Here is a 23,157-nt window from a genome sequence, read left to right on the forward strand (position 1 = left end):
GCTCGCAGGGCAGGGACAGGGCCGCGCTGACGATGGTGGTCGATATGCACGCAGCCCTCCTTTCAAGACGTTCGAGTTATGGAAACTGGCTACACCAGGGGAGGGGCAGATGGCAATGGGGCGTGTAAAAGTGAGCTAAGCGCTGAAGTTGCCAATCTCCCCCCAAGTGGGGGAGATGTCCGGCAGGACAGAGGGGGCGCGAAGGAACGCTACCGTCCCGGCCGGCCGGTCTTGCCGGGTCGACGCTTTTCGCGGCGAGCGTCGGCCGGATCTTCGTAGGAGCCGATGCCACTGCGCTGGCGGACGATGGGCTTACCGGAATCGTTGCCTTCCTTGGCGCCCCCCTCTGCCCTGCCGGGCATCTCCCCCACTTGGCGGGAGATCGGCTGTGGCTTGGCCGGCACTTTGCCCTCAACAGGCTTTTCAGTCCGTCGCACCGTCATTTCATCGAGCGAGTTCTTCTTGAACAGCGGCTTGGTCGGCTCGCCGGGGATGCCGAAATCGGAGCCGTGCGCCTCCTCGGCCGACTGTTTCTTGAACAGCGAGCGTGACACCGCCCCGGCGGGTGTCGGCATGTCGGTGCCCGGACCCATCGCATCGAGCGAAGGCTTGGCGAATAGCGGCTTCTTGACCGGCACGGCCCCGTCGGCGCCCATCTCGTCGAGCGCGGGCTTGCGGAACAGCCCCTTGCCGTCGTCATCCACCGTGCGGTGGATGGCGCGGCCCTTGTTGTGCTTGCCCTTTTCGCGGCCCGAAACCGGGCTTTCCATGTCGGCATATTTGGCCAGCGGATCGTCGGAGATGGACAGTTCCATCTCGCGCAGCCGCTTGATCTCGTCGCGGATGCGGGCTGCCTTCTCGAAATCGAGATTGGCGGCTGCGTCGCGCATCTGCTTGTCCATCGCGTCGAGATGGGCTTTCAGATTGTTGCCCATCATCGCGCCGGCGCTGTCGGTGAACTGCGAGATGTCGGCGCGGACGTGGTCCTTCTCGTAGACCGAGTCCAGGATGTCGGAGATGCGCGACTTGACCGATTCCGGGGTGATGCCGTTGGCCGCGTTCCACTCCATCTGCTTTTCGCGGCGGCGGTTGGTCTCGGCCATCGCCCGCTCCATCGAGCCGGTGATCTGGTCGGCGTAGAGGATGACCTTGCCGTCGACGTTTCGGGCGGCGCGGCCGATGGTCTGGATCAGCGAGGTTTCGGAGCGCAAAAAACCCTCCTTGTCGGCATCGAGGATGGCGACGAAGCCGCATTCGGGAATGTCGAGGCCTTCGCGCAAAAGGTTGATGCCGACCAGCACGTCGAAGGCGCCGAGGCGCAGATCGCGCAGGATCTCGATGCGCTCCAGCGTGTCGATGTCGGAGTGCATGTAGCGGACGCGAATGCCCTGCTCGTGCAGATATTCGGTCAGGTCCTCGGCCATGCGCTTGGTCAGCACGGTGACCAGCGTGCGGTAGCCGGCTTTTGTCGTTTCGCGGATTTCGCCGACGACGTCGTCGACCTGGGTCTTGGCCGGGCGCACCTCGACCGGCGGATCGATCAGGCCGGTCGGGCGGATGACCTGCTCGGCAAAGACGCCGCCGGACTGCTCCATCTCCCAGGCGCCGGGCGTCGCCGAAACCGCGACCGAAAGCGGGCGCATCGCGTCCCATTCCTCGAAACGCAACGGCCGGTTGTCCATGCAGGACGGCAGACGGAAACCGTACTCGGCCAGCGTCGCCTTGCGGCGAAAGTCGCCGCGATACATGCCGCCGATCTGCGGGATGGTGACGTGGCTTTCGTCGATGAAGACCAGCGCATTGTCGGGGATGTACTCAAACAGGGTCGGTGGCGGATCGCCCGGCTGGCGGCCGGTGAGATAGCGCGAATAGTTCTCGATGCCGGCGCAGGAGCCGGTGGCTTCCAGCATCTCGAGGTCGAAGCGGCTGCGCTGCTCCAGCCGCTGCGCCTCGAGCAGGCGTCCGGCGCGCTCGAGTTCGACCAGCCGCTGCTTGAGCTCTTCCTTGATCGATTTGATAGCCTGATTCAAGGTCGGGCGCGGCGTCACATAGTGCGAATTGGCGTAGATCTTGACGCTCTTCAATTCGCCGGTCTTCTGGCCGGTCAGCGGGTCGAACTCGGTGATCGCCTCGATCTCGTCGCCGAACAGCGAAATACGCCAGGCGCGGTCTTCCAAGTGGGCCGGAAAAATCTCGATCGTGTCGCCGCGCACGCGGAACGAGCCGCGGACGAAGTTGATGTCCTGCCGCTTGTATTGCTGGGCGACGAGATCGGCGAGCAGCGCGCGCTGGTCGAGCCGGTCACCGATCTGCATCTGGAAGGTCATCGCCGTGTAGGTCTCGACCGAGCCGATACCGTAGATGCAGGACACCGAGGCGACGATGATGACATCGTCGCGCTCCAGCAGCGAGCGCGTCGCCGAATGGCGCATGCGGTCGATCTGCTCGTTGATCGACGATTCCTTCTCGATAAACGTATCCGTCCGGGGCACATAGGCTTCCGGCTGATAGTAGTCGTAGTAGGAGACGAAATACTCGACGGCGTTTTCCGGGAAGAATTTCTTGAACTCGGAATAAAGCTGCGCGGCCAGCGTCTTGTTGGGGGCGAGGATCAAGGCAGGGCGCTGCGTCTCCTCGATCACCTTGGCCATGGTGAAGGTTTTTCCCGAGCCGGTGACGCCGAGCAGCACCTGGGTGCGGTCGTTGTCGTTGACGCCTTCGACAAGATCCTTGATCGCCGTCGGCTGGTCGCCGGCCGGCTCGAAATCCGACACCATCTTGACGGCGATGCCGCCTTCGGATTTTTCGGGCCGAGCCGGGCGGTGCGGCGTCCACAGCACGCCGTCCTTGTGCAGCGGATTGCCGGATTCGATCAGCGCCGACAGCGCCGCAACAGTGGCGGTGACGCCGCCGGAGGCCATGGTCTCGGCTTCCTCCAGCGAAACATCGAGGCCGGCGACCGGATTGAGGCCGGCCGCGGTTCGCTCCCGCGCCGAAGCCGCGCCACCCATCGACGTGCCTCGCGCCGTGCGGCCAGGGGAAGAGGAGCGTTCAGGGATCTTTTTCGCCTTGGCGACTTCCCTTCCCCTTGAGGGGAGGGTGGCGGCGGAGCCGCCGGGTGGGGTCGGTGCGGCCGGGCTCGACGTGCTCTCATGTTGAGCGCCTCCTTTGCCGACCCCCTCTGTCGCCTTCGGCGACATCTCCCCCTCAAGGGGGGAGACTTGGCGCCCTTCCTTTTCGGCTTCCTGCTCGATCTGCTCGGCCCAATCGGCGATCGAGCCGGTCAGCGGCGTGCCTGAGAATTCGGTCTGCGGCGCCTCGGCAAAGCCGCCCTTGTGCAATGGCTCCGACGCATCGAGGAAATCGGTCAACGGGCTGCGCCGCTTGGGCGGCGAAGCACGATCGTCACGCGCCGGCGGCGGCGTCTTTTGGTCAGGAAGTTTGGCCATGCCCCGAATATGGGAGGTATCGGCCAAAATGGAAAGAGCGGAGTGGCCAGGGGCGCGAGAGGAAACCAGGCTGCTGACACAAGGGTGTCAGGAGCGATGTCGAACGCGCCCTCAGTTGAACCACAGCGCAAAGGTCAAAAACCCGACGCCGCCGAACTGGCGCCGGATCTGGTCGAACTCTTCGCTGGTGAGAATCTTTCCGCTGTCGAGATAGGGCGCGATGGCCGGGCCGGTGATCGACAGCACCAGATCGAAGGGCTTTGGCTCGTCGAAGAAGCGCTTCATGTTGATGCCTTTGTCGGCGAAGCGGAAATGCGGCAGCAAGGTGCGGCCTTCGAGCAGGTCCTCGGCCATATCAAGCGCGGCGTGCCAGGCCTGGACCTGCTCCTCGCCGACCTCCAGGCCGGTGAGCGGGCTGGCGCCTTTCTGTTGCGGGCCGGGCAGCCATTCACGGTCGTTGTCGGTCTCGGCGCGGATCGCCTTCCAGTCTTCGCGGGACAGCCGGATCATTTCCATGAGATGGCGGCGCGCCGCGTGGCGGCGCTCCGGCTCGACCACCGGCCAATTGACCAGATGAACCAGCGAGATGAAGTCGGCGATGCGCCACTCGGCCGACAACATGCCGCCGCTCATGCCGCCGTCCGGCGGCACGAGCGTGTCCTGCAGCGGCAGTTTTGCGCGCGGAAACAGCAAGTGGAACGAGCCGTCGAAGGCGTTGCTGAAGTCATGCGCCAGCCAGAAATCCGCCTGCGCCATCAGGAATTCGGCATAGCCCTGCAGCCAGTAGCCATCGGCGCGGTCGAAGCGGAAGGTGAGGGCGGGTGCGGCCGGGTCTGGCGCACCGCCGCCGCGTGACAGGGACGCCATGATCGCGGCGGCACTTTCGTCCGGCGCGATCTGGCCGTCCTCGTTGAGGTCGATGCCGAGACGGGTGAGGTCGACCTCGATGCCGATGTCGGCATCGGCAGGCACGGATCCAAGCGTGGCTGCGGACTTTTCCAGCCGATCGCGGAAGGCGACAAGGATGGCGCGGAAGCCGTCGTAGGTCAGTGGCGCGGGATTGCGATTGTCCGGCACCGGCAGCCGCATCAGCGGCAGCATGAACGATTGCGGGCTTTCGAAACCGTGGCGGTGCAGGCCGCCGGCCAGGATCTCCAGCGCGGTGAAGAACTGGCCGGCGCCGGTGGCGTAGGCCGACGCAGGATCAGTGGGCGCAGCGGCTTCCAGCGCAGCAAGCGTGCTGTCGCGGTCGGCTACGGTTTTTGCCTCGAACAGGGCGGCCGGTTCGGGGGCCGCGGCACCGGTGGAAGCAACCGGCAGCAGCAGAAGAAGGGCGGATGCCAGCAGGCTCGAAAATCGCGTCATCTTGGTCCTCCGGTATGCCGTTCGGCGGCAACAATATACGTATCTTGTGTGTTGCGCCTACTGCGGGCTTCTGGCCGCACGATTGCGAACGGAGGCGCTTCGCTATATCGGGCGCATCGTCTACCGTGGCCATTCATCCCGGTGCAGGCTGCGCGTGTCGAATTATCCGCTTTCCTACAAATTGTCCTGGCTGCCACGCTTCTTGAAGCCTTCGCTCAGCGGCGATCACCAAGGCTTTGCGCCGGCGGCAGGAATCATGATCGAGCCGCCACCGGCGCGGACGGTGCGGCTCGCCTTTGTCGGCGATATCTCGGCGGTGGCCAATCGAAGCGCGCCGCAATGCGACCCGGCGATCGCCACGCTGCTCGCCTCCGCCGATCTGGTGATCGGCAATTGCGAAAGCCCGATGGTGGAGCGACCGAGCGCGGCGATGGGCACGAAGCTTGGCACCCGTCATGCCATGACCGAGCGGTTTCTTGCCGAGGCGCTGGCCGCCGTGGGCATCTCGCGCGATAGGCTGGTGTTGTCGCTCGCCAACAACCATGCGCTCGACCAAGGCGTCGAGGGTTTTGACGAGACCGTGGCAGCGCTGGAACGGCTTGGCATCCGCAGCATCGGTACCGCGGCCGCCGGTCCGGTCGAACGCGTCGCAGTCGGGCCGCTGACAATAGGCTTCGCCGCCTTCACGCTGTGGCGCAACGCCGGCGCGGCGGCGTTCGCCGGCCGAGTGTCGATGCAAGGCGAGCCGGCACGATGGCCGCGCCGCGACGCCGTCGACCTTACCTGCGCCGTGCCACATTGGGATTGGGAGTTCCGGCATTTTCCGCAGGCTGAAACGCGCGTGCTGGCCCGGCGTTTGGCCGCGCAGGGCGTCGGGCTGATCGCTGGCCATCATGCCCATGTCGTGCAGCCGGTGGAGCGGATCGGCAAGGCGCTCGTCGCCTATGGCCTCGGCGATTTCCTCGGCACCGCCTTTGCGCGGCAGCCATGGCCCGGCCGCATTGGTAGCATCCTGACCGTCGATATCAGCGCCGACGCCGGCAAGCGTGGCGCCATTGCCGCCTACCGGCTGCATCCGTTCATGCGGCTGCGCGCCGGCGACCATGAGCGGCTGCTTCCGGTTGAGGCGCTGGAGGACCGAATGCGCAGCAAAGTCGAAGGCCGGTTGACTGCGATTTTTCCGTAGCGCCGTAAGTGACGGCTAGTCGCACGTTGCTTATCGCACAAGTATGGCGCTGCCCCTCATTGTCCTGCCGGACATTTCTCCCCGTAAACGGGGAGAAAGGCGCCGTCATTTGAGGACTTCGCGAATCACCGCCTCGCCGAACGAGCGCCAGCGCAGCGACAGCGGGCTTCTCCCGTTCACGGGGAGAAGGTGCCGGCAGGCGGATGAGGGACAGCGCAAACATCTGCTTGAGAAGCGCTGCCTCTCAGTGCTGTAGTCGAGATGTCGATAAAATCGGCTATCATGAGTTTGTTAGGAGGCGTGGATGGCGATGGAAGCAGCGGATTTCATGCCTGATGAAGCTGACATCGCCGGCATCAAGAGCAATCTGGCGGCCTACGAGGCCGAAAGGGCTTCGGCCTACCGGCAAGTCCGCTGGCGGGTGCCGCTGTTCATCGGACTGGTGCTGGTGTTCGTGGCGCTTGTCGCCTGGCTTTTCAACAGGATCGCCGATCCCTACGAGCAATGGCTCTCGACGCCGCATGTGTTGCTCTATGTCGTCGGGCTGGTGGCGGCGATCCTGCTCTATTTCCAGGCGATCAAGCCGGCGAGCAGGTTGCAGCACCGCAAGACACTGCTGCCGATCATCTTCGGCTTCATCAGGGACATGCGCTACGAGCATGAGGTGACGCCGAATTCGTTCGACCGGCTACCGCGCGAGACGATCGGCACGTTCAACACCAAGCGCTTCGACGACATCGTATCCGGCCGCTACGAGGGATTTCCGTTCGTGCTTTACGAAGCCGATCTCCGGCAAGGCACGGGCGGCACGATAGCATTCAAGGGGATCGTCGTTGCCTTCGAGACCATCGTGCCGTTCCCCGGCATATTGGTGGCGGCGCGCCGGACTGGGTTGGCCGTCGGGTTCTTCCGCGGCATGTTCGCCAGCAAGATGCAGGAATTGTCATGCGGGGTGCCCGAGCTCGATGCTGCCTACGACTTCCGCACCGACAATGTCGAAGCGGCGCAGCCGCTGGTGAGCGGCCGGCTGGCGCAGGCACTGACATGGCTCAAGGAGACATGGCCTGATGATCCGGCGCGGGTCGCGCTCAATGGCAGCGACGGCTTTTTACTCCTGCCGCAGACGAGGAATTTTTTCGAGCTGCCTGATATCTCGGTGCCGCTCGACTACGCCAAGCACGTCGCGCCTATCATTGCCGACATTGGGGCGATGCTGGCGACGGCGGCGCTGGTGCGCAAGATCGGCGCAACGGACGCGGCGGCGGGTTAGCCCGAACTTGAGGTCTGCTGCCAGCTTCTGAATCAACACCAGGAAGCTTCGCTCCGGTCGAACCGCGTGAGACAGGCAGTCAAATCGCGAGAGCAGCCCAAAAAACAGTCGGCGCCGGGATTTCTCCCAGCGCCTCCCTGTCAGATCAGGACACGGTCGCGGCAGCAACTTCCGTAAAGACGTCGCGCCATGCCGGCCTTGATGTTGACGGTCCAGCCAGCCACCGCCCGAGGGCGGCGTCCGTTCGGGACCTCGCCAGTCTCCACCCTTGCAAGCTTCGTCCAGCGCGCCATCGAAGGTCTTTGCCGTCCTTCATGGCAGCATCGGTCCGCCGTAGGCGTTCGCACGCTTTCCGCGGCCCCGTAGGTCTCGGTCCTCAAAACAGGCAAGCCTGCCTTCATTCGGGCCGTACGGGCCTCAGGAAATCTGCCGTCTCGCTTCGCCTTTCGACTTGGCAATCGGTAGCCGCCTGAGATGGGTTTAATGTACGGGAGATAAGCGTTTGGCGAAACGGCTGCGAGCCTGTGGATAGCGGGATTATCGGGGATCAGCGCCTGCATCGGCGCGTTTATTTTGCCGAGATGCAGGAGGCGGGGACACGGCCCTGATCTGCGGCGAGCAGCAGATCGAACATTCGGCTCTTGCCCCACACTGCGGCGCGGGCTTCAATGCCGGCGAAGGATTTTAGGACAGCAGTGTCGTTGCTATCCTATGGGGAGGCATTCTTGAAGGTCGGGGTGGTTCTCAATCCGATTGCCGGCGGCGGCTGGCTCAAGCGGCATTGGCCCGAGGTCAGCGCTTCGCTCAGGAAACATTTCGGCGATTTCGAGCTGCGCGAGACGCAGGCGACCGGCGACGCCGAACGGCTGGCGCTGGTCCTTGCCGCCAGCGGCTTCGACCTGGTGATCGCGGCGGGCGGCGACGGCACCGCCAGCGAAGTCGCCGACGGGCTGCTGCAGGCGTTTGCGGAAAGCGGCCGGACGGCCGAGCTCGGCCTGCTGCCTTGCGGCGCCGGCATCGATTTCGCCCGCGGGCTCGGTCTTTCGGACCAGGTCGACCTGACGCTGAAGCGCATCGCCGAGGCCAAGGCCCGCAGGGTCGATGCCGGCCGCATCTCCTATGTCGACGACCATGGCGCTCTGGCCAGTCGCCATTTCATCAACATCGCCAGCCTCGGCCTGTCGGGCGCCACCGACCGCGCGGTCAACGCCGACAAGCGCAAGGGCAATGTGTCGGCCAAGGCGCTGTTCTACTGGCGCACCGTGTGGGAATTCATGCGCTACCGGTTCCAGGACGTCGTGATCACCGTCGACGACGGCGTCCCGGTCGAGGCGCGCGTCGCGCTGGTGGCGGTGGCCAACGGAAAGTTCTTCGGCGCCGGCATGATGATCGCGCCGGATGCCGAACTGGACGACGGCCAGTTCGACATCGTCATCCTGCGCGCGGCTGGCAAGCTGAAGCTGATCTGGGATATCCGTCTGCTCTATGGCGGCCGGCATCGCAACCACCCGGCAATCACCATTTTGCGCGGCAGGAAAGTCGTTGTCGAACCGCTCGGCGATGTGAAAAAGAACGGCGCGCTGGTCGACATAGACGGCGAGTCGCCGGGGCGCATACCGGCGACCTTCGAGATCCTGCCCGGCGCGCTGACGCTGAGGTATTGAATCAAGCTGTTGAGACCTTGGTTCCGGTCGCTTCAATCGTGATTTAGGAGACCAGGACAACATGCTGGAATCGCTTGACAATTACATGACGGCTGAGATCGGAGCTTGGCCTGGGACCCCGCTGGCCGATGAACGCGTGACTCTTGCGCGCGCTCACGGCCTCAACGGCGTCTGCATCATCTGCAGATGCAGGTCCGTGCCGGTCCAGGGATGCGCTTCGCAGACGGCTTCGTCGAGCTCGACGCCAAGGCCCGGCTCGTTCGACGGAACGACGTTGCCGTCCTGCCACTCGATCTTCTTCTTCAGCAGTTTTTCGTGAAAACCGTCCCACTGCTTCAGCGATTCCAGGATGAGGAAATTGGGCAAGGTCACGGCAAGCTGGATGTTGGCCGCGCCGACGATCGGCCCGCAATAGCAGTGCGGGGCGATCTGGATGTGATAGGCCTCGGCCATGGCGGCGATCTTCTTGGTTTCGAGAATGCCGCCGGAGCGGCCAAGGTCGGGCTGCAGAATGGTCGCGGCGCGGTTCTCGATGACACGGGCAAACTCGAATTTCGTTGTCAGCCGTTCGCCGGTGGCGATCGGGATCGACGTGCCGCGCGCCACCTGCGCCATCACTTCGGGCATGTCGGGCGGCACCGGTTCCTCGAACCACAGCGGATCGTAAGGTTCGATGGCGCGGGCCATGCGCAGCGCGCCCGATGCGGTGAACTGGCCATGCGTGCCGAACAGGATGTCGGCCCTTGTGCCGACCGCCTCGCGGATCGCCTTGACCATGCGGGCGGAGAGATCGATGTCGACGAGACGCGGCTGGTGACCGTCAAAGGCGGTGTAGGGTCCGGCCGGATCGAGCTTGACGGCATTAAAACCCTGCTCGACATATTCGAGCGCGCATTCGGCCGCCAGGTCGGGGTCGTTGTAGACGTTGTTGCCGCGGGCATCTTCCGAATGGACGCTGCCGCTGTGCGGATAGAGGTAGGTATAGGAACGCAGCGTTTCGTTAACCTGGCCGCCGAGCAGCTTGTAGACCGGCTTGCCGGCCTCCTTGCCGATGATGTCCCAGCAGGCGATTTCGAGCGCCGAAAAACAGCCCATGCCGGACACGTCCGGGCGCTGGGTGAAGCCGGACGAATAGGCGCGGTGGAAGAAGTTCTCGATGTCGTGCGGATCGCGGCCGATCAGATAGCGCTCGGCCATGTCCTCGATCATTCTTGCGGTGACATGGGCCGAGAAGGTGGCGTTGTAGGCCTCGCCATAGCCGACGACGCCGCCGTCGGTGGTGAGCTTGACGAAGATGAAATACTTGCCGCCGATGCCGGGCGGCGGATTGCCGACAACCCAGGTTTTGACGTCGGTGATTTTCATTTTTGATCCTCCAGAACCAGTTCGGCGCCCTTCCATCCGGTCATGATCGCGGCGGCGTTGGTGTTGCCGGTGATGTTATCGGGAAAGATCGAGGCGTCGATAACCCGCAAGCCGGCGAGGCCGTGAACCCGCAGGCGCGGGTCGACGACAGCGGCGGTGGCGTCCGGCCCCATGCGGCAGGTCGAGACCGGGTGGTAGACAGTGCCCGAGCGCTTTCTGAAATCCTGGATGATATCCGCGTCGGAGGTGATTGACGGGCCCGGCAACACCTCTTCCTCGATGATCTCGGCCATTGCCGGCATGGCGGCGATCTTCCGGATGAACTTCACCGCCGCCAGCATCTCGGCGACATCAGCCTCGGTCGAAAAGGCATTGGCGACGATCTTCGGATAGTCGCGCGGATTGGCGGAGCGGATCATGATCTCGCCACGGCTCGATGGCCGGCAGTTGGACAGGCCGATGGAAAAGCCCGGCCACGGATCGGGCGTCAGGATCGGGCGCTCGCCGCTCTTCGGAATGACGGTCGAGAATGCCTGGAAATAGAGCTGCATGTTGGGCCGTGCCGTCGCCGGATCGGTGCGGAAGAAGCCGCCGGCATTGTTCATCGACAGCGACAGCGGGCCGGAGCGCATCAGCATGTATTGCATGCCGACCATGAGCTTGCCCCACCACGGGCGCAGGATCTGGTTGAGCGTCGGCAGCCTGCCCTTGAAAGTGTAGTTGATGCCGACATGGTCCTGCAGGTTCGCGCCGACATTCTCGTTGGCGTGGACGACGGCAATGCCGAGCGCGCCAAGGATCGCCGAGGGACCGATCCCGGAAAGCTGCAGCAACTGCGGCGAATTGATCGAGCCGCCCGACAGGATGACCTCGCGGCCGGCGCGGGCGGTTTTCGTCTCACCATTTTGGAGATACTCGATGCCAACGGCGCGCTTGCCCTCGAACAGGATCCTGGTCGCCAGCGCATTGATCTCGACGCGGAGGTTTTTGCGCTTCATCGCCGGGCGCAGGAAGGCGCGGGCGGCCGACATGCGGCGGCCGTTCTTGGTGGTGATCTGATAGATGCCGGCGCCCTCCTGGGAGGCGCCGTTGAAATCCGGATTGAACGGCAGGCCGGCCTGATTGGCGGCCGCCAGATAGCGCTTGGTCAGCGGATGGACTGCGGTCGAGCAGTCGGTGATATGCAGCGGACCGCCAACGCCGCGCCATTGATCGGCGCCGGCCTGATTGTCCTCCAGCGCCTTGAAGACGGGCAGCAGATCGTCGAAGGCCCAGCCGGGATTGCCGGCCGCTGCCCAAGCGTCGAAATCCTCGCGCGCGCCGCGGATCCAGACCATGGCGTTGATCGAGCTCGAGCCGCCGAGCAGCCTGCCGCGCGGCCAATGGTCAACATTGCCGGCGAGGCCGGGGTCCGGCTCGGTCTTGTAGTTCCAGTTGACCGCCGGATCGAAGAAGGTCTTGCCGTAGCCGAGCGGCATCTGCACGTAGAAACGCCGGTCGCTGCCGCCGGCCTCGAGCACCAGAACCGAGAAGCGGCCGGAAGCCGACAGTCTTTCGGCCACGACCGAGCCGGCCGAGCCGGAGCCAACGATGATGAAATCATAGGTCTGCATGATGGCTGCGGCCGGCTCCGAATTCTCGCTCAACCTAGACGCCGAAAGCCGCCGCGATCACCGGAGCTTCCGGCATCGCCTGTGAAAAAAGCGACCGGCACTTCGTTTGAATTTGGTGTCCTGCCCGAAGCGGCCTTTGCCGCGTGGCCAAGCGGTCCAGCATTACACGCCATCATCAGCATTTTGCTGGAAATCATAACGCATGATCGGGCGGGCCGGCACCCTGCGAGCGACGACCCTGAACCCGGCGCGAGCGAAGGTGGAGGCGTATCCGTTCCCGGAAGCGCTCGGCGATACGTCGGCATCAAAAGGATAGGCCTCGAGTGCAGGGGCGTTTGCGCGCCTTGCAGCTTGCAGCGCCGTTGCGATCAGGGTGAGACGTGATGCCTTGCAGGCGGTATTTTTTTCGCACGTAGAGGCAGGACAAGGACCAGACCGGCGCATCATCCACTCGCTTGAGCTGCCACAGCCGATCGAGCCAGGGCACGGCATCTCTGGGCGTCACCTGACACCAGCCGACAGCAGTAGCGCCGTCGAAAGCGAGTACGCCTGGAGGCGGACCATGCTCGACGGCTTGTCGGAACGCAGCCTTGTTTTCCTCGCCTGGTCGCTTTCGATAAGAACTGCCGATCCGCCCGTACATACACCAACAGCGACTGCAGACGGCGCTCTCACCGAACAGCTCCTCGAGCGCGGGCCATAGATCTGATGTCAGAGGGCGAGAGGTAAGTTTCATGTCAGCTGCCTTTCTCAACTCGCTGTGCGCAGTCTAGCACCTGGCAGCGCGTTGACGCATCGGTGCCATCCCGATACGGGAGAAGATCGATATCGAGGGGATTTGGCGCATGGTGCATTACGCGAACGGGCGGCCGATTGGCGATCTGACGCTCAGGACCTTGGCCATGCCTTCGGACGCCAATGCGGCGGGCGACATTTTTGGCGGCTGGGTGATGGCGCAAATGGACCTGGCCTGCGGCATCCGCGCCGCCGAGCGCGCCAAGGGCCGCGTGGTGACGGCAGCGGTGAAGGAAATGTCGTTCGCCAAGGCGATGAAGATCGGCGACACGCTGTGCATCTATACGCATGTCGAGCGCGTCGGCCGCACCTCGATGACGCTCAAGGTCGAGGCATGGGCGCAGCGCTACCTCTCCGACCTGATGGAGAAGGTCACCCACGCCGACTTCGTCATGGTGGCGCTGGACGGCGAAGGAAAGCCGAAGGCCGTTCCGGCGGAAAGCTGACTTCCCTTCTCCCACAAGGGGAGAAGGGACGGCGAGACAAGCGGCTCGCTGCTGCAAACCCTTTTGCAGCGCAAGAGTTTCAGGCATGAAGCCCATCGAACCTCGCGCGAGCGGCCTTGACCCGCTCGGTGTTCTTGCGCGCCCATTCGCCGAGCGCGCCGACCGGCACAAGCAGCTCGTAGCCAAGGTCGGTCAGCTCATAGTCGACGCGTGGCGGAATGGTCGGAAACACGGTCCGGGTGACGAAGCCGTCGCGCTCCAGCCCGCGCAACGTGGTGGTTAGCATTTTTTGCGAAATGCCTCCGACGGCGCTGCGCAATTCGTTGAAGCGCAGCGGCCCGTCACCGAGCTTGCCGACGACGAGCACGGTCCATTTGTCGCCGACGCGCTGCAGGATTTCCGAGATGGCGCGGCAGTCCTCGGTGCGGTGCGGGTGCCTTGGTATCAAAAAAGTGCCTCCTTGCGCCTCGTCGGCACAGTCACTCATATAGCTCAGGTATCTAAACGATACCAGAAATTCGCCTGAAGGAGAGCCCCTCTATGTCCAAACCCAAAATCGCCATTGTCGTCGGTTCGACCCGCGCCGCACGCTTCGCCGACGTTCCGACCCAGTGGATCGCCAAGATCGCCAAGTCGCATGCCGACATCGACGTGGAAGTGGTCGACCTGCGCGACTTCCCGCTGCCGTTCTTCGACGAGGTCGCTTCGTCCGCCTGGGCGCCGTCGCAGAATGAAGTGGCCAAGCGCTGGCAGAAGAAGGTCGCCGAGTTCGATGGCTTCATCTTCACCGCCGCCGAATACAACCATGGCCCGACCGCCGTGCTGAAGAACGCGGTCGACTACGCCGCCAATGAATGGAACAAGAAGCCGGCCGGCTTCGTCGGCTATGGCAGCGTTGGCGGCGCGCGTGCCGTCGAGCAGCTGAGGCTGCATGCGGTCGAGCTGCAGATGGCGCCGGTCAAGTCGGCAGTCCATATCGCCTGGGGCGATTTCCTTGCCGTCCGGCAAGGTGAAAAGAAGCTCGAGGAGCTCGAGCACCTGAACCAGGCGGCGACCGCGCTGGTCAACGACGTTGCATGGTGGGCCAAAGTGCTGAAGGCGGCGCGCCAGGCCGACGCGGTGGCCGAGGAAGTCAAGGCGGCCTGAACCGCAGACCAGGACAATCCTCCCAAGGATTCATGCCTAGAAGGATTCCGGGGGCGGCGCTTGCGTCGCCCCTTTTGATTCAGGCGGTGGCTGGTATTCAGGCGATGGCTGGCTGCCGCGCCTGCCGAGGCCTGATGATACAGTCGGCGAGGCGGTCCATCTCGTTCAGCTCATCCGCATGGTGCTGGCCCCACTCACAGAGCGCTAGAAGGATAGGCTCGAGGCTGAGGCCGAGGCGCGTCGCCGAATATTCGACGCGTGAGGGAATCTCGGCAAAGATCTCGCGTCTGACAAGGCCGTGTTCCTCCATTTCGCGAAGCTGCTGGATCAGCACTTTCTGGGTGATATCAGGCACCAGCGTCTTCAGCACCGACAGCCGCCGGGGCCGTCGAAGAGATGGTAGAGAATGACAACCTTCCATCGGCCCGAGATCACTTTCAGCGCGCGTTCCGCCGGCAGCAGCGGCAGTCTTTTGGTTGGCAGCTTCTTGGTCGGCCCCCTTTTGGTCGGCCCCGTTTTGGTCGGCATCGCCATGGTCACCTCCTGGTCAGCAGGGGACAAATGAGTGTGTAGTCGCGATCAGGCAGATAGTGGCAAACAGCAGCCGATGCCATAGCGATGGATGCATGCCATGAGAGCCATTCAACTGAACCGTTTCGGCGGTCCCGACGTCCTGGACGTCGTCGAGATGCCGAAGCCAGAGCCGCAAACAGGCGAGGTGCTGATCCGCGTTCATGCGGCCGGCGTGAATTTCTTCGAAGTGCTGATGCGCGGGGATCGCTACGCGGTGACGCCGCAATTGCCGATGGTTCTCGGCGTCGAAACTGCCGGCACAGTGGAGGCGCTTGGTCAAGGCGCTGACACCTCGCTGGCAGGGACACGCGTCGCGGCGCCGCTGTTCGCTTCAACGCACCCCTTTGGCGGCTATGCCGACTATGTGACGATCGACGCATCGCTGGCCGTGCCTTTGCCCGATGCGCTCTCATTCGAAGACGCGACGGCTTTGATGGTGCAGGGACTGACGGCTTTTCATCTGCTGCGGCAAAGCCCGCCAGCCGGCAAGTCGGTGCTGGTCACTGCAGCCGCGGGCGGTGTCGGCTCGTTGCTGGTCCAGCTCGCCAAACGCCAGGGCGCCAGCGCCGTGATCGCGGTCGCCGGCAGCAGGGCCAAGCTCGATCTTGCCCTGTCGCTTGGCGCCGATGCCGCGGTCGATTACAGCGCGGCGGATTGGCCCGCGCGAGTGCGGGAGGCGGCTGGCGGCGCCGGCGTCGATGTCGTCTACGACATTGTCGGCGGCAAGATGACGGCGGCATCGCTGCAAGCGCTCGCGCCTGGCGGAGAGCTGGTTTTTGCGGCGCTGGGCAGATACACGGTCGGCGCTGCGGAACTGGAAGCGATGATCACCCGGAACCAGTCCCTGCGAGGTTTTGCCCTGCTTCCGCTGCTCTCCGCCGACGGCCTCAGGGCCAGCCTGTCGGAGCTTTTCCAACTGGCCGCCGGCGGCCAGCTTGCCGTGACGCAAGGCGGCCGCTATCCGCTCGACCAGGCCAACGGCGCGCACCGCTCGCTGGAGGAGCGCCGCTCGACCGGCAAGGTCGTGCTGATACCTTGAGTGGTGTGGTCGATTACTGCGCACAGGCTCCGTGCAATGCGTGTGCTCAAATGGTGGGAACAGCGCCAGGAGCCGACTTCTGGCGGGCCGTATTGCAGGCGGTGAGGGCCCCTCTAAATGACTATTAAACCTTGTGCGGCGTCCTCTATATTGCCATTCAATTTGATCACAACCCAGCGTACCTTATTCGCATCGTTGTCCGCGTTTTCAGTTGCCTCAGCAATCATCGGCAGTCTTGTTTTTTCCTGTCTTCGAATCATCGACATGGACTTCAATTTGATCGTCCGGTTGCGCGCCAGCCCGATCGAATGAGGCGTAGAATTTCAAGTTGGCCGTCAGAAGCTCATCGCCAACAATGTCAAAGTATCCAATGCCCCCCCCCTTGACGATTTTAACATGGCTTACTTCCAGATAAAGTATATCTACAGCCATATGAAGTTCCTCCCTTGTTCCTGCCTCATGTTCGACGAGATCAATCTAGATCGCCTGCTTTTCGTGGCGTCCATCCGCTTGATCTTGCCATCACGCCGCCCGATCTACCCATGCTGCCACCGGATCTGCCCATGACGCCGCCCGATCTACCCATGCCGCCGCCCGACCTGCCCATGCCTCCGCCATGGGCCTCTCCAGATAACAGGATTTGCTCGAGTGACCCCGTCTCTGCGTCCAACCTGAGCGAATGGTCACTCTTGTCGTAAATCCATACTTTCATGTCCTTGGAGAAAGCCCCAATCTGAAAGCCGAGACCCGTTCGCGCACTGGAGCCGGGAACTCGGGACAGTCTTTTGTACGCAACTTCGTTGTCGGCATCGGTCGGGGGAGGGTCGTCGGGGTCGAGGCCAGCCCCATGGACGAGAAAAATCGCTGGCGGAGCCAGTTCATAAAATGCTCCTTCAAAGGAAAAAGAAAAAATCCGTGCCAAACACGCGTCAGGGTGTTCCTTCTCAGCGGGACCAGCAACATGTTCGAGCTGGCGTCGCAGAAAATTGTTGTTTCCTGGTCGTGGCAAGTTACCGTATATGTCGCCTCCTTTCAAAGTCACGTCTTCAAGCAGCCGACCAAACAGATATACAGACGATACGCCAAGTAGTGTTTCATTATCTGACATCTTCCTCTCCACTCATTATTATCTAACTAGACATCGACCTCGCTAACAGAACTCTTTCTCGATAACTCATCTTCGGAAAATTAGATATATCTCTCGGCAGCAAGGTGCGCGCCGAATGGGAATGGCCGCGGCGCGGCCTATTGTTGATCCGCCTGCCAGCGTGCAGCTCGCCGATGCCCCGACGCCTGAAATTGCGATCGATGAGCCTTGCGAACTCACCCCCCGTCTCGACCTCGTCGACGGCGAGCATCGCCGTCGCGACATCTCCATAGTCCAGAAAATCGGGCCCCAGAGCCCATAGGGTTTCGGCCAGATGCATCCCGACGACGTCGCGCGCATCGAGCAGCGCCTCGCGGAAGCCGTCAGTCCGGCGGGCGAAAGCGCGGTCGAAGGCGTCCTGCAGCGGCGCCCGGGCCACCGGATCGGCTTCGGCGACATCGGCGAGATTCTCGACCTCGGGCGAGATCAGGCCTCGTGCCACCAGGCTCTCGTGAAAGATATCGACCAGGATGTCGAATATCGCGCCGGTGAGCGGCTCCGACAGGTCATGCTCGTTCTTCCAACCGTGAACGAATTCGGCCATCGTCCGTTGGTTGTTCGCCAACCTTATCTGACTATGCGGCGAAAATTCCGAAAAGCGCGCGAGACGGTTGGCGAGATAGAGGTTGCCGCGCGTCTCGTCCAGCACATTGTTGATCACCGACGGGAAATGCATGGCGGCGATCAGCGACACGCAGTCGGAGAAGGCTTCCTGGAAGCCGACATATTCGGGGAACTCTTTGCCCAGGCCCGGCACGCCCAGCACGGCGAAGGCTATAGCGTGGCCGACCTCGTGAGCGATGATGTCGAAGTCGAGGCTGAAAGGGAGAATACTTCCGTCCGTCTCGAACTGGCTGCCCACTTCGAGATAGCCGTAGCCGAACTGCGCATTGTTCCACGTCGGCAGAATCGAGATTTCCAGACGCTCATGGTGATCGCGGAAATGCCATGCAACCGACTGGCCGAGATAGCGTTCCCACACATCGAGCGTGAACCGCACGGAGCCGAAGAGATGCGCGGCCTCGAAGCCGGGCATCGATGGCTGGTAGTGATCGAAATTGCCGCGCTCGTCGGGCACTGCCGGCGCGAGGATATTTCCTGTCCAGGGCGGCAGATAGATGAACGGCGTTCCCAAGGGCGCGCGGTTCACGCCATAGGGCCTGGTCTTGCCGACCGGCTCCACGACATACATTCGATCGTCCGACGGGCCGACACCGACGCTTCCTAGAGGCGATGAAACCGTGACGATTTCAGGGCACGCTCGAGCGTCCTCGAACGGAGGCTGGACAAAGAGCCTGAACCGGGTCGCCATCCCATTCCCCCACGACCTATATTAGCTTAGCATAAATTAAGATTCGTTGCTTGGCGAGAACTTCGTAAGCAACGCAAGCCTTTTGTCTGTCGGGTCTGCGAACGCGCCCCGGCCCCGCCCTATTCCGTGAGTTCTATCAGCCTGGGATAGCGCGGGTGGCCGCGAATGGGCTCGAAATCGGAGTCGTTCTTGAACCACAGCTTCATTTCCGTGCCGACCTGAGGCAACCAGGCCTCCAGCAGGTCGATCGACCGGTCGCTCTCGCCCAGCAGCGCATAGGTGCAGGCGGCATTGTACTGGATGTTTATGTCGCCGGTTTCGGTCGCAAGGGAGCGCTCGAGCCATGCCAATGCTCGATCGTGCTCACCGAGGAAGGCGAGCATGATCGCGCCAAGGCATCCGACATTGGCATTCTCCGGGTGGTGCCTTAGCTCCTCCTCGGCCTTCTCTATCGCGATCCGCGCATAGTTTTCGGCTTGATCGTTCTGCCCGAGCGAGCGGAAGACGTTCACGAGCATAACCGGCGCACCATAGTCCGTCGGCTTGATCTCCATTGCCCTCAGGAAATACGTCGCTGCCAGTTCGAACTGACCCCGGGTCACGCAGAACTCGGCATAGTACCGATTGGCCTCATGGCAGTTAGGATCGATGGCCAAAGCCCGCTCGAAGGCGGCAACCGCCTCGGCGCGGCGACCAGCGCCCGAAAGGGCGTGCCCCATGGCCGCATACGCTTCTGACAGATTGGGGTCGATAGCCAACGCCTTTGCTGTGGTTGCCAGAATATCCTCGACCTGAATGTCGAAGCCAAATTGCGAGCGGAGCCGTGTGTTGCAGACCGCGATGCCGGCATAGGCTCGAGCATAGCTCGGGTCGAGTTCGATAGCCCTGGCGAAACTTTGCCTGGCCATCAGGTGGTTTGCCTTCGACGCGATGTGGTAATACTCGCGGCCTCTCAGATAATGCGTATAGGCTTCGACATTTTCGGTCGGCGCTTGCTCGATCGCCTTCTTCTCCTCGGGAAGGAGTTTGACCTTGAGCTGCTCGACGACTGCCTTGGCGATCTCGTCCTGCACGGCGAAGATATCGGTGAGGTCGCGGTCGTAGCGGGCAGCCCAGATGTGGCCGTCGCTCGCCCCTTCGGTCAGTTCGGCATTGATCCTGACGCGGTTCCCGGCTTTGCGGACGCTTCCCTCGACCACATAGGCGACACCGAGTTCACTGGCGATGTGTTCCAGGTTCAGGGCGCGGCGCTTGCAGGCAAAGACGGTGTTGCGGCTGAGCACGAAGAGGCCAGAAACGTTGGACAGGTCCGTGATGATGTCCTCGGTGATGCCGTCGCTGAAGAACTCCTGGTCGGGATCGTTGCTCATATTGGCGAAGGGCAGGACGGCCACCGAAGGCTTGTCGGGGCGCGTCCCAATCTCGCCGGTCCGCATTTCGCTGCGCGAGGCGACATTCCCCCAATTGGCGAAATAGAAATGCACCGGATGGGACATGTTCTTCACCGTCCTGGCACCCTGATCGGCGAAGTCCAGGTCGAGTTTGTTGCCGACCTCGTGGCGCACCGCCTCCGAACAGGCAATGCCGCCGGGTACGGCGAGACCTTGCAACCGGACTGCCATGTTCACGCCGTCGCCGTAAAAATCGTCGCCGTCGACGATAAGATCGCCGAGATTGATCCCCATCCGAAACTTGAAATGGCGGCCTTCCGGGATCCCGGCGTTGCGCTCTACCATCCCGCGCTGGATTTCTACGGCACAACGGGCTGCATTGAGAACGCTGCCGAACTCGACAAGTAAGCCGTCGCCCATCACCTTGAAGATGCGCCCGCCATGCTTGGCTACAGTGGGATCGAAGAACTCGCGGCGATGCTGGCGAAGCGCGCCGAGCGTTCGCTCTTCATTTGCTTCCATCAGGCGACTGTAGCCTACCACGTCGGCAGCCAGGATCGCCGCCAGACGGCGCTCAACCCGCTCCTCGGACATGCCGTCTCCGGAAAACGTACATACTACACGATTTAACGGCATACCGGTGAAGGTTTTTCGGTGTTCGTCGCTTCGCTATGCGTTCAGGTCGCTTCGAGAACCATGTTGAGCGGCGTCTGCGCGGCCCTGCGGACCTTGGTGAAGCCGCCGGAGCGGATGACTTCGGTCAATCGTTTCTCGCCGGCCTGGGCGCCAAGCGCGAGCCCAGCCTCCTGCGCCAGCGAGGTTGGCACACAGATCATCGTGGAGGCGGAATAGTACATCCTGCCGATCGGGTTGATATTGTCCTCCAGCGTATCGCCGGCCATCGGTTCGACCACCATCCACGTGCCTCCCTTGTTAAGCGCTTTGCGGATGTGCACAGCGGCGGTCTTCGGATCGCCCATGTCGTGCAGGCAGTCGAAGCATGTGATCAGGTCGAAGTCGCGGCCGGCGAAGTCCTGCGCCCGGCCGACCTCAAAGCTCACATTCGTTACAGCATGTGCCTTTGCGTGCGCGGTCGCGGCGCCAATCGAGGCGGAGTGGAAGTCGTATCCGGTGAAACGAGACCTGGGAAACGCCTGCGCCATCAGGATGGTCGACAGACCGTGCCCGCATCCCACATCGGCTACATCAGCTCCGACCTTCAGCTTGTCGGCAACGCCATCGAGGGCCGGGATCCACTCCTGCACCAGCGCATTCACATAGCCCGGTCGGAACAGCCGCGCTACGGCACAGAACATGCAGCCGGCGTGGTCGCCCCAGGCGACACCCCTGCCTGCCAGTCTTGAATGCCGCCTGCACCTTCGGCTGGTTCTCGACCATCGCGGCGGCGGTGTCGAAAGCGCCGATCATGTTGACAGGACTATCCGGTTCCGCGAACACGAACGCCTGCTCAGCTGTCAGCCAGAAACTTCCGCGCTCGTGCTGGACGTAGCCGGAGGCCGCCTGCGCAGCGAGCCATTCGCTGACATAGCGGGGGAAGCAATCTGCCGCAGCGGCGAGTTCTTCGGCCGTAGCGGGCCCGATCCGCTTCAAGGTTTCGTACAGCCCAAGGGAATCGCCGATCCGCACCAGCGGCACGCTCACAGCGCCGCCGAGGTCTCCAAGCACGCGCCCGACCAGTTCATTCAGCTTCGTTTCGTCAATCTGTGTCATTTCGATTTCTCCTCGCCTCCAGCAGCATCCCGCGCTGGTCAGTTCGAGGATGCGGCCAAGTTTGCCTGCTGGCATGAGGCAACTGTCCCTCACGGCCGCCGAAATCCGGCATTCGTCGAGGGACATCTGTCCCGCACCGGGCACATGTGAGACGATCTAGCGGGACAGCGACTTGACGATCGCCTGTGAGCGGCTGCGCACGCCCAGCTTGCTGAAGATCACCGACAACTGGTTGCGGACCGTCTTTGTGCTCTTGCCGAGCCGCTCGGCGATTGAACGGTTGTCCAGCCCCTCCGCGACGAGGTTCAGAATCACAGTTTCGGCGGGCGTCAGGCCGGCATCGCGGACGGCGCCAGGTTGCGCGGCCCGATCCTGCCCGAGGAACCTGCCGAGTTCAGAGTAGAAGACAGGCCAGGCAGGTTCGTCCGGCAAGAGCACGTGGTTCTTGCTTTCCAGCGGAACGAAGCGGGCGCCAGGAATCGTGGCCGCCAGCCTGCAGCCTTCGCCGAATGGAACACGCATATCGCCACGGCTGTGTGCTATCAGGGTTGGGACGCGCAGCGCGGCGGCAAGGTCCATCACGTCGATCCCCTGCATCTGCCATAGCAGTTGCGCGGCGACCTCGGCTGTCGCCGTCTCCCGCTCCAGATCACCCCACCAGCGGTGCTGCTCCGGCTTCCCGTCCGGAATGAAGAGGTTCGTGAAGAACTGGCAGAACGCAGGGTTGTCACGCCCCCAGCCGATGCGGATGAAATTGACCAGGGTCTCGGCCTCCAGACGATCGGTGTCGGTTTGGGCGCGAGCCCGCGCGCCCAGACCGTACGCGTTCATGAGCACCAGATGCGAGACGCGCTCGGGATGCTTCACGGCGTAGGCAATGGCCAGCGCACCGCCTTGCGACAGGCCGAGCAGGACAAAGCGCGGCTCCTTGATTGATGCGGCCACGGCCTCCAGGTCCGCGTGCCACGCGTCGACGGACAGGTCTGCGACGTGCCGCTCCGACAGCCCACAACCGCGCGGATCGTAGCGCACGAAACAATTGCGCGCTGACAGTTCGCTGAGCCACGGCCGCCACACTGGACTTTCAAGATCATAGTCGACATGGCTTAGCCAATGCGCTGCCCGCTGGATAACCGGCCCCTCGCCGCAGGACGCCGTAGCGATGCGGGTGCCGTCTGCAGAGGTACAGAACCGTATGCTTTGACTAAGCTTCACGGCGCCATGATAGCGCGACGCAAGGTCACGCGACAGGCCGGAGTCTGGTGGCGTCGATTGACTGCGCACCGGCCAATCGTGGAACGCGTCCGCTTTGCGCCGCATGGCAGTCATTTCTGTCGTCCAGCCCATTCGCCAAAAGCGGACGTGGCTACTGCAGCGGCGCAGGCACCCCTTGCGCCATGTGGACCGCCCACCGTAGCACCTTGCTGGTACTGTCGCGCTGGGAGTCTTCGCAAGACACTCCGATGCAGAATGGTTTGCGCTTGCAGCGCCGCTCGTACGCTTCCACTTGATGGCCGCAAGATTGCGACGGTCCGGCTTAAGCCGTTTAGGGTCAGCTGTAGCGCGCAGCCGGTGCTCGGCAGGCCGAGCCGGCCTATGCGGTGCCCAGATCACTCCGGCGTGGCCGCGAACGGCAAGATATTCTGATTGAGGCGGAACAGGTTG

General features: G+C 63.0%; 16 protein-coding genes and 2 pseudogenes. 6 read left to right on the forward strand and 12 right to left on the reverse strand.

The window, feature by feature from the left end; all coding sequences use genetic code 11:
* Positions 1–209 precede the first annotated feature (209 nt).
* Both uvrB and AC0L2K_RS25390 read right to left on the reverse strand, forming a co-directional pair.
* On the reverse strand, positions 210–3,449 hold the full coding sequence (gene uvrB, locus AC0L2K_RS25385) for an excinuclease ABC subunit UvrB (RefSeq protein ID WP_473532600.1): 3,240 nt from the start codon (positions 3,447–3,449) through the stop codon (positions 210–212).
* Between the two features lie 111 nt (positions 3,450–3,560).
* Complete coding sequence (locus AC0L2K_RS25390) at positions 3,561–4,814, reverse strand: hypothetical protein (protein ID WP_473532601.1); 1,254 nt, start codon at positions 4,812–4,814, stop codon at positions 3,561–3,563.
* 154 nt (positions 4,815–4,968) lie between these two features.
* Here AC0L2K_RS25390 and AC0L2K_RS25395 point away from each other — a divergent pair, with 154 nt between their 5' ends.
* The 3 genes from AC0L2K_RS25395 to AC0L2K_RS25405 all read left to right on the forward strand — a co-directional run bounded on the left by AC0L2K_RS25395 (position 4,969) and on the right by AC0L2K_RS25405 (position 8,934).
* On the forward strand, positions 4,969–6,000 hold the full coding sequence (locus AC0L2K_RS25395; RefSeq protein WP_473532602.1) for a CapA family protein: 1,032 nt from the start codon (positions 4,969–4,971) through the stop codon (positions 5,998–6,000).
* A gap of 310 nt (positions 6,001–6,310) precedes the next feature.
* On the forward strand, positions 6,311–7,270 hold the full coding sequence (locus AC0L2K_RS25400) for a DUF3137 domain-containing protein (protein WP_128176355.1): 960 nt from the start codon (positions 6,311–6,313) through the stop codon (positions 7,268–7,270).
* 725 nt (positions 7,271–7,995) lie between these two features.
* On the forward strand, positions 7,996–8,934 hold the full coding sequence (locus tag AC0L2K_RS25405; protein WP_128247231.1) for a diacylglycerol/lipid kinase family protein: 939 nt from the start codon (positions 7,996–7,998) through the stop codon (positions 8,932–8,934).
* Positions 8,935–9,087: 153 nt separating this feature from the next.
* Here AC0L2K_RS25405 and AC0L2K_RS25410 read toward each other — a convergent pair whose 3' ends face one another.
* Both AC0L2K_RS25410 and AC0L2K_RS25415 read right to left on the reverse strand, forming a co-directional pair.
* Positions 9,088–10,299 (reverse strand): mandelate racemase/muconate lactonizing enzyme family protein, encoded by a 1,212-nt coding sequence (locus AC0L2K_RS25410; protein WP_473532603.1) that lies wholly within the window; start codon positions 10,297–10,299, stop codon positions 9,088–9,090.
* Complete coding sequence (locus tag AC0L2K_RS25415) at positions 10,296–11,912, reverse strand: GMC family oxidoreductase (protein WP_128247289.1); 1,617 nt, start codon at positions 11,910–11,912, stop codon at positions 10,296–10,298. The genes AC0L2K_RS25410 and AC0L2K_RS25415 overlap by 4 nt, the downstream gene beginning before the upstream one ends.
* An 845-nt stretch (positions 11,913–12,757) precedes the next feature.
* On the opposite strand from AC0L2K_RS25415, the gene AC0L2K_RS25420 reads away from it, so the two are divergent.
* Positions 12,758–13,153, forward strand: a complete 396-nt coding sequence (locus AC0L2K_RS25420; RefSeq protein ID WP_023799849.1) for an acyl-CoA thioesterase — start codon at positions 12,758–12,760, stop codon at positions 13,151–13,153.
* Between the two features lie 79 nt (positions 13,154–13,232).
* Here AC0L2K_RS25420 and AC0L2K_RS25425 read toward each other — a convergent pair whose 3' ends face one another.
* The gene (locus AC0L2K_RS25425) at positions 13,233–13,601 is read right to left on the reverse strand and encodes a winged helix-turn-helix transcriptional regulator (protein ID WP_031255233.1); all 369 of its coding nucleotides are present in this window, start codon (positions 13,599–13,601) and stop codon (positions 13,233–13,235) included.
* 92 nt (positions 13,602–13,693) lie between these two features.
* On the opposite strand from AC0L2K_RS25425, the gene AC0L2K_RS25430 reads away from it, so the two are divergent.
* Positions 13,694–14,299, forward strand: a complete 606-nt coding sequence (locus AC0L2K_RS25430; RefSeq protein ID WP_473532604.1) for an NADPH-dependent FMN reductase — start codon at positions 13,694–13,696, stop codon at positions 14,297–14,299.
* 97 nt (positions 14,300–14,396) lie between these two features.
* On the opposite strand, the pseudogene AC0L2K_RS25435 reads toward AC0L2K_RS25430, so the two are convergent.
* Positions 14,397–14,827 (reverse strand): annotated as a pseudogene (locus AC0L2K_RS25435) (winged helix-turn-helix transcriptional regulator).
* 103 nt (positions 14,828–14,930) lie between these two features.
* Between AC0L2K_RS25435 and AC0L2K_RS25440 the strand changes: the two are divergent.
* Positions 14,931–15,911, forward strand: coding sequence for a quinone oxidoreductase family protein (locus AC0L2K_RS25440; protein ID WP_128176251.1), 981 nt, complete (start codon positions 14,931–14,933; stop codon positions 15,909–15,911).
* A gap of 216 nt (positions 15,912–16,127) precedes the next feature.
* Here the strand turns inward: AC0L2K_RS25440 and AC0L2K_RS25445 are convergent, their stop codons facing one another.
* From AC0L2K_RS25445 to AC0L2K_RS25470, 6 genes and pseudogenes are all read right to left on the reverse strand, one after another.
* On the reverse strand, positions 16,128–16,343 hold the full coding sequence (locus AC0L2K_RS25445) for a hypothetical protein (protein WP_473532605.1): 216 nt from the start codon (positions 16,341–16,343) through the stop codon (positions 16,128–16,130).
* A 40-nt stretch (positions 16,344–16,383) separates the two neighbouring features.
* Complete coding sequence (locus AC0L2K_RS25450; protein ID WP_473532606.1) at positions 16,384–17,019, reverse strand: hypothetical protein; 636 nt, start codon at positions 17,017–17,019, stop codon at positions 16,384–16,386.
* A gap of 22 nt (positions 17,020–17,041) precedes the next feature.
* Entirely contained in the window at positions 17,042–18,370 is a 1,329-nt protein-coding gene (locus AC0L2K_RS25455) for a gluzincin family metallopeptidase (protein ID WP_128176255.1), read from the reverse strand.
* A 119-nt stretch (positions 18,371–18,489) separates the two neighbouring features.
* Entirely contained in the window at positions 18,490–20,355 is a 1,866-nt protein-coding gene (locus AC0L2K_RS25460; RefSeq protein WP_023799842.1) for an adenylate/guanylate cyclase domain-containing protein, read from the reverse strand.
* A gap of 83 nt (positions 20,356–20,438) precedes the next feature.
* Positions 20,439–21,492: pseudogene (locus AC0L2K_RS25465) on the reverse strand (class I SAM-dependent methyltransferase).
* Positions 21,493–21,648: 156 nt separating this feature from the next.
* Entirely contained in the window at positions 21,649–22,707 is a 1,059-nt protein-coding gene (locus tag AC0L2K_RS25470; protein ID WP_473532611.1) for an alpha/beta fold hydrolase, read from the reverse strand.
* Positions 22,708–23,157: the final 450 nt, after the last annotated feature.

The organism is Mesorhizobium sp. WSM4817, assembly GCF_055811135.1.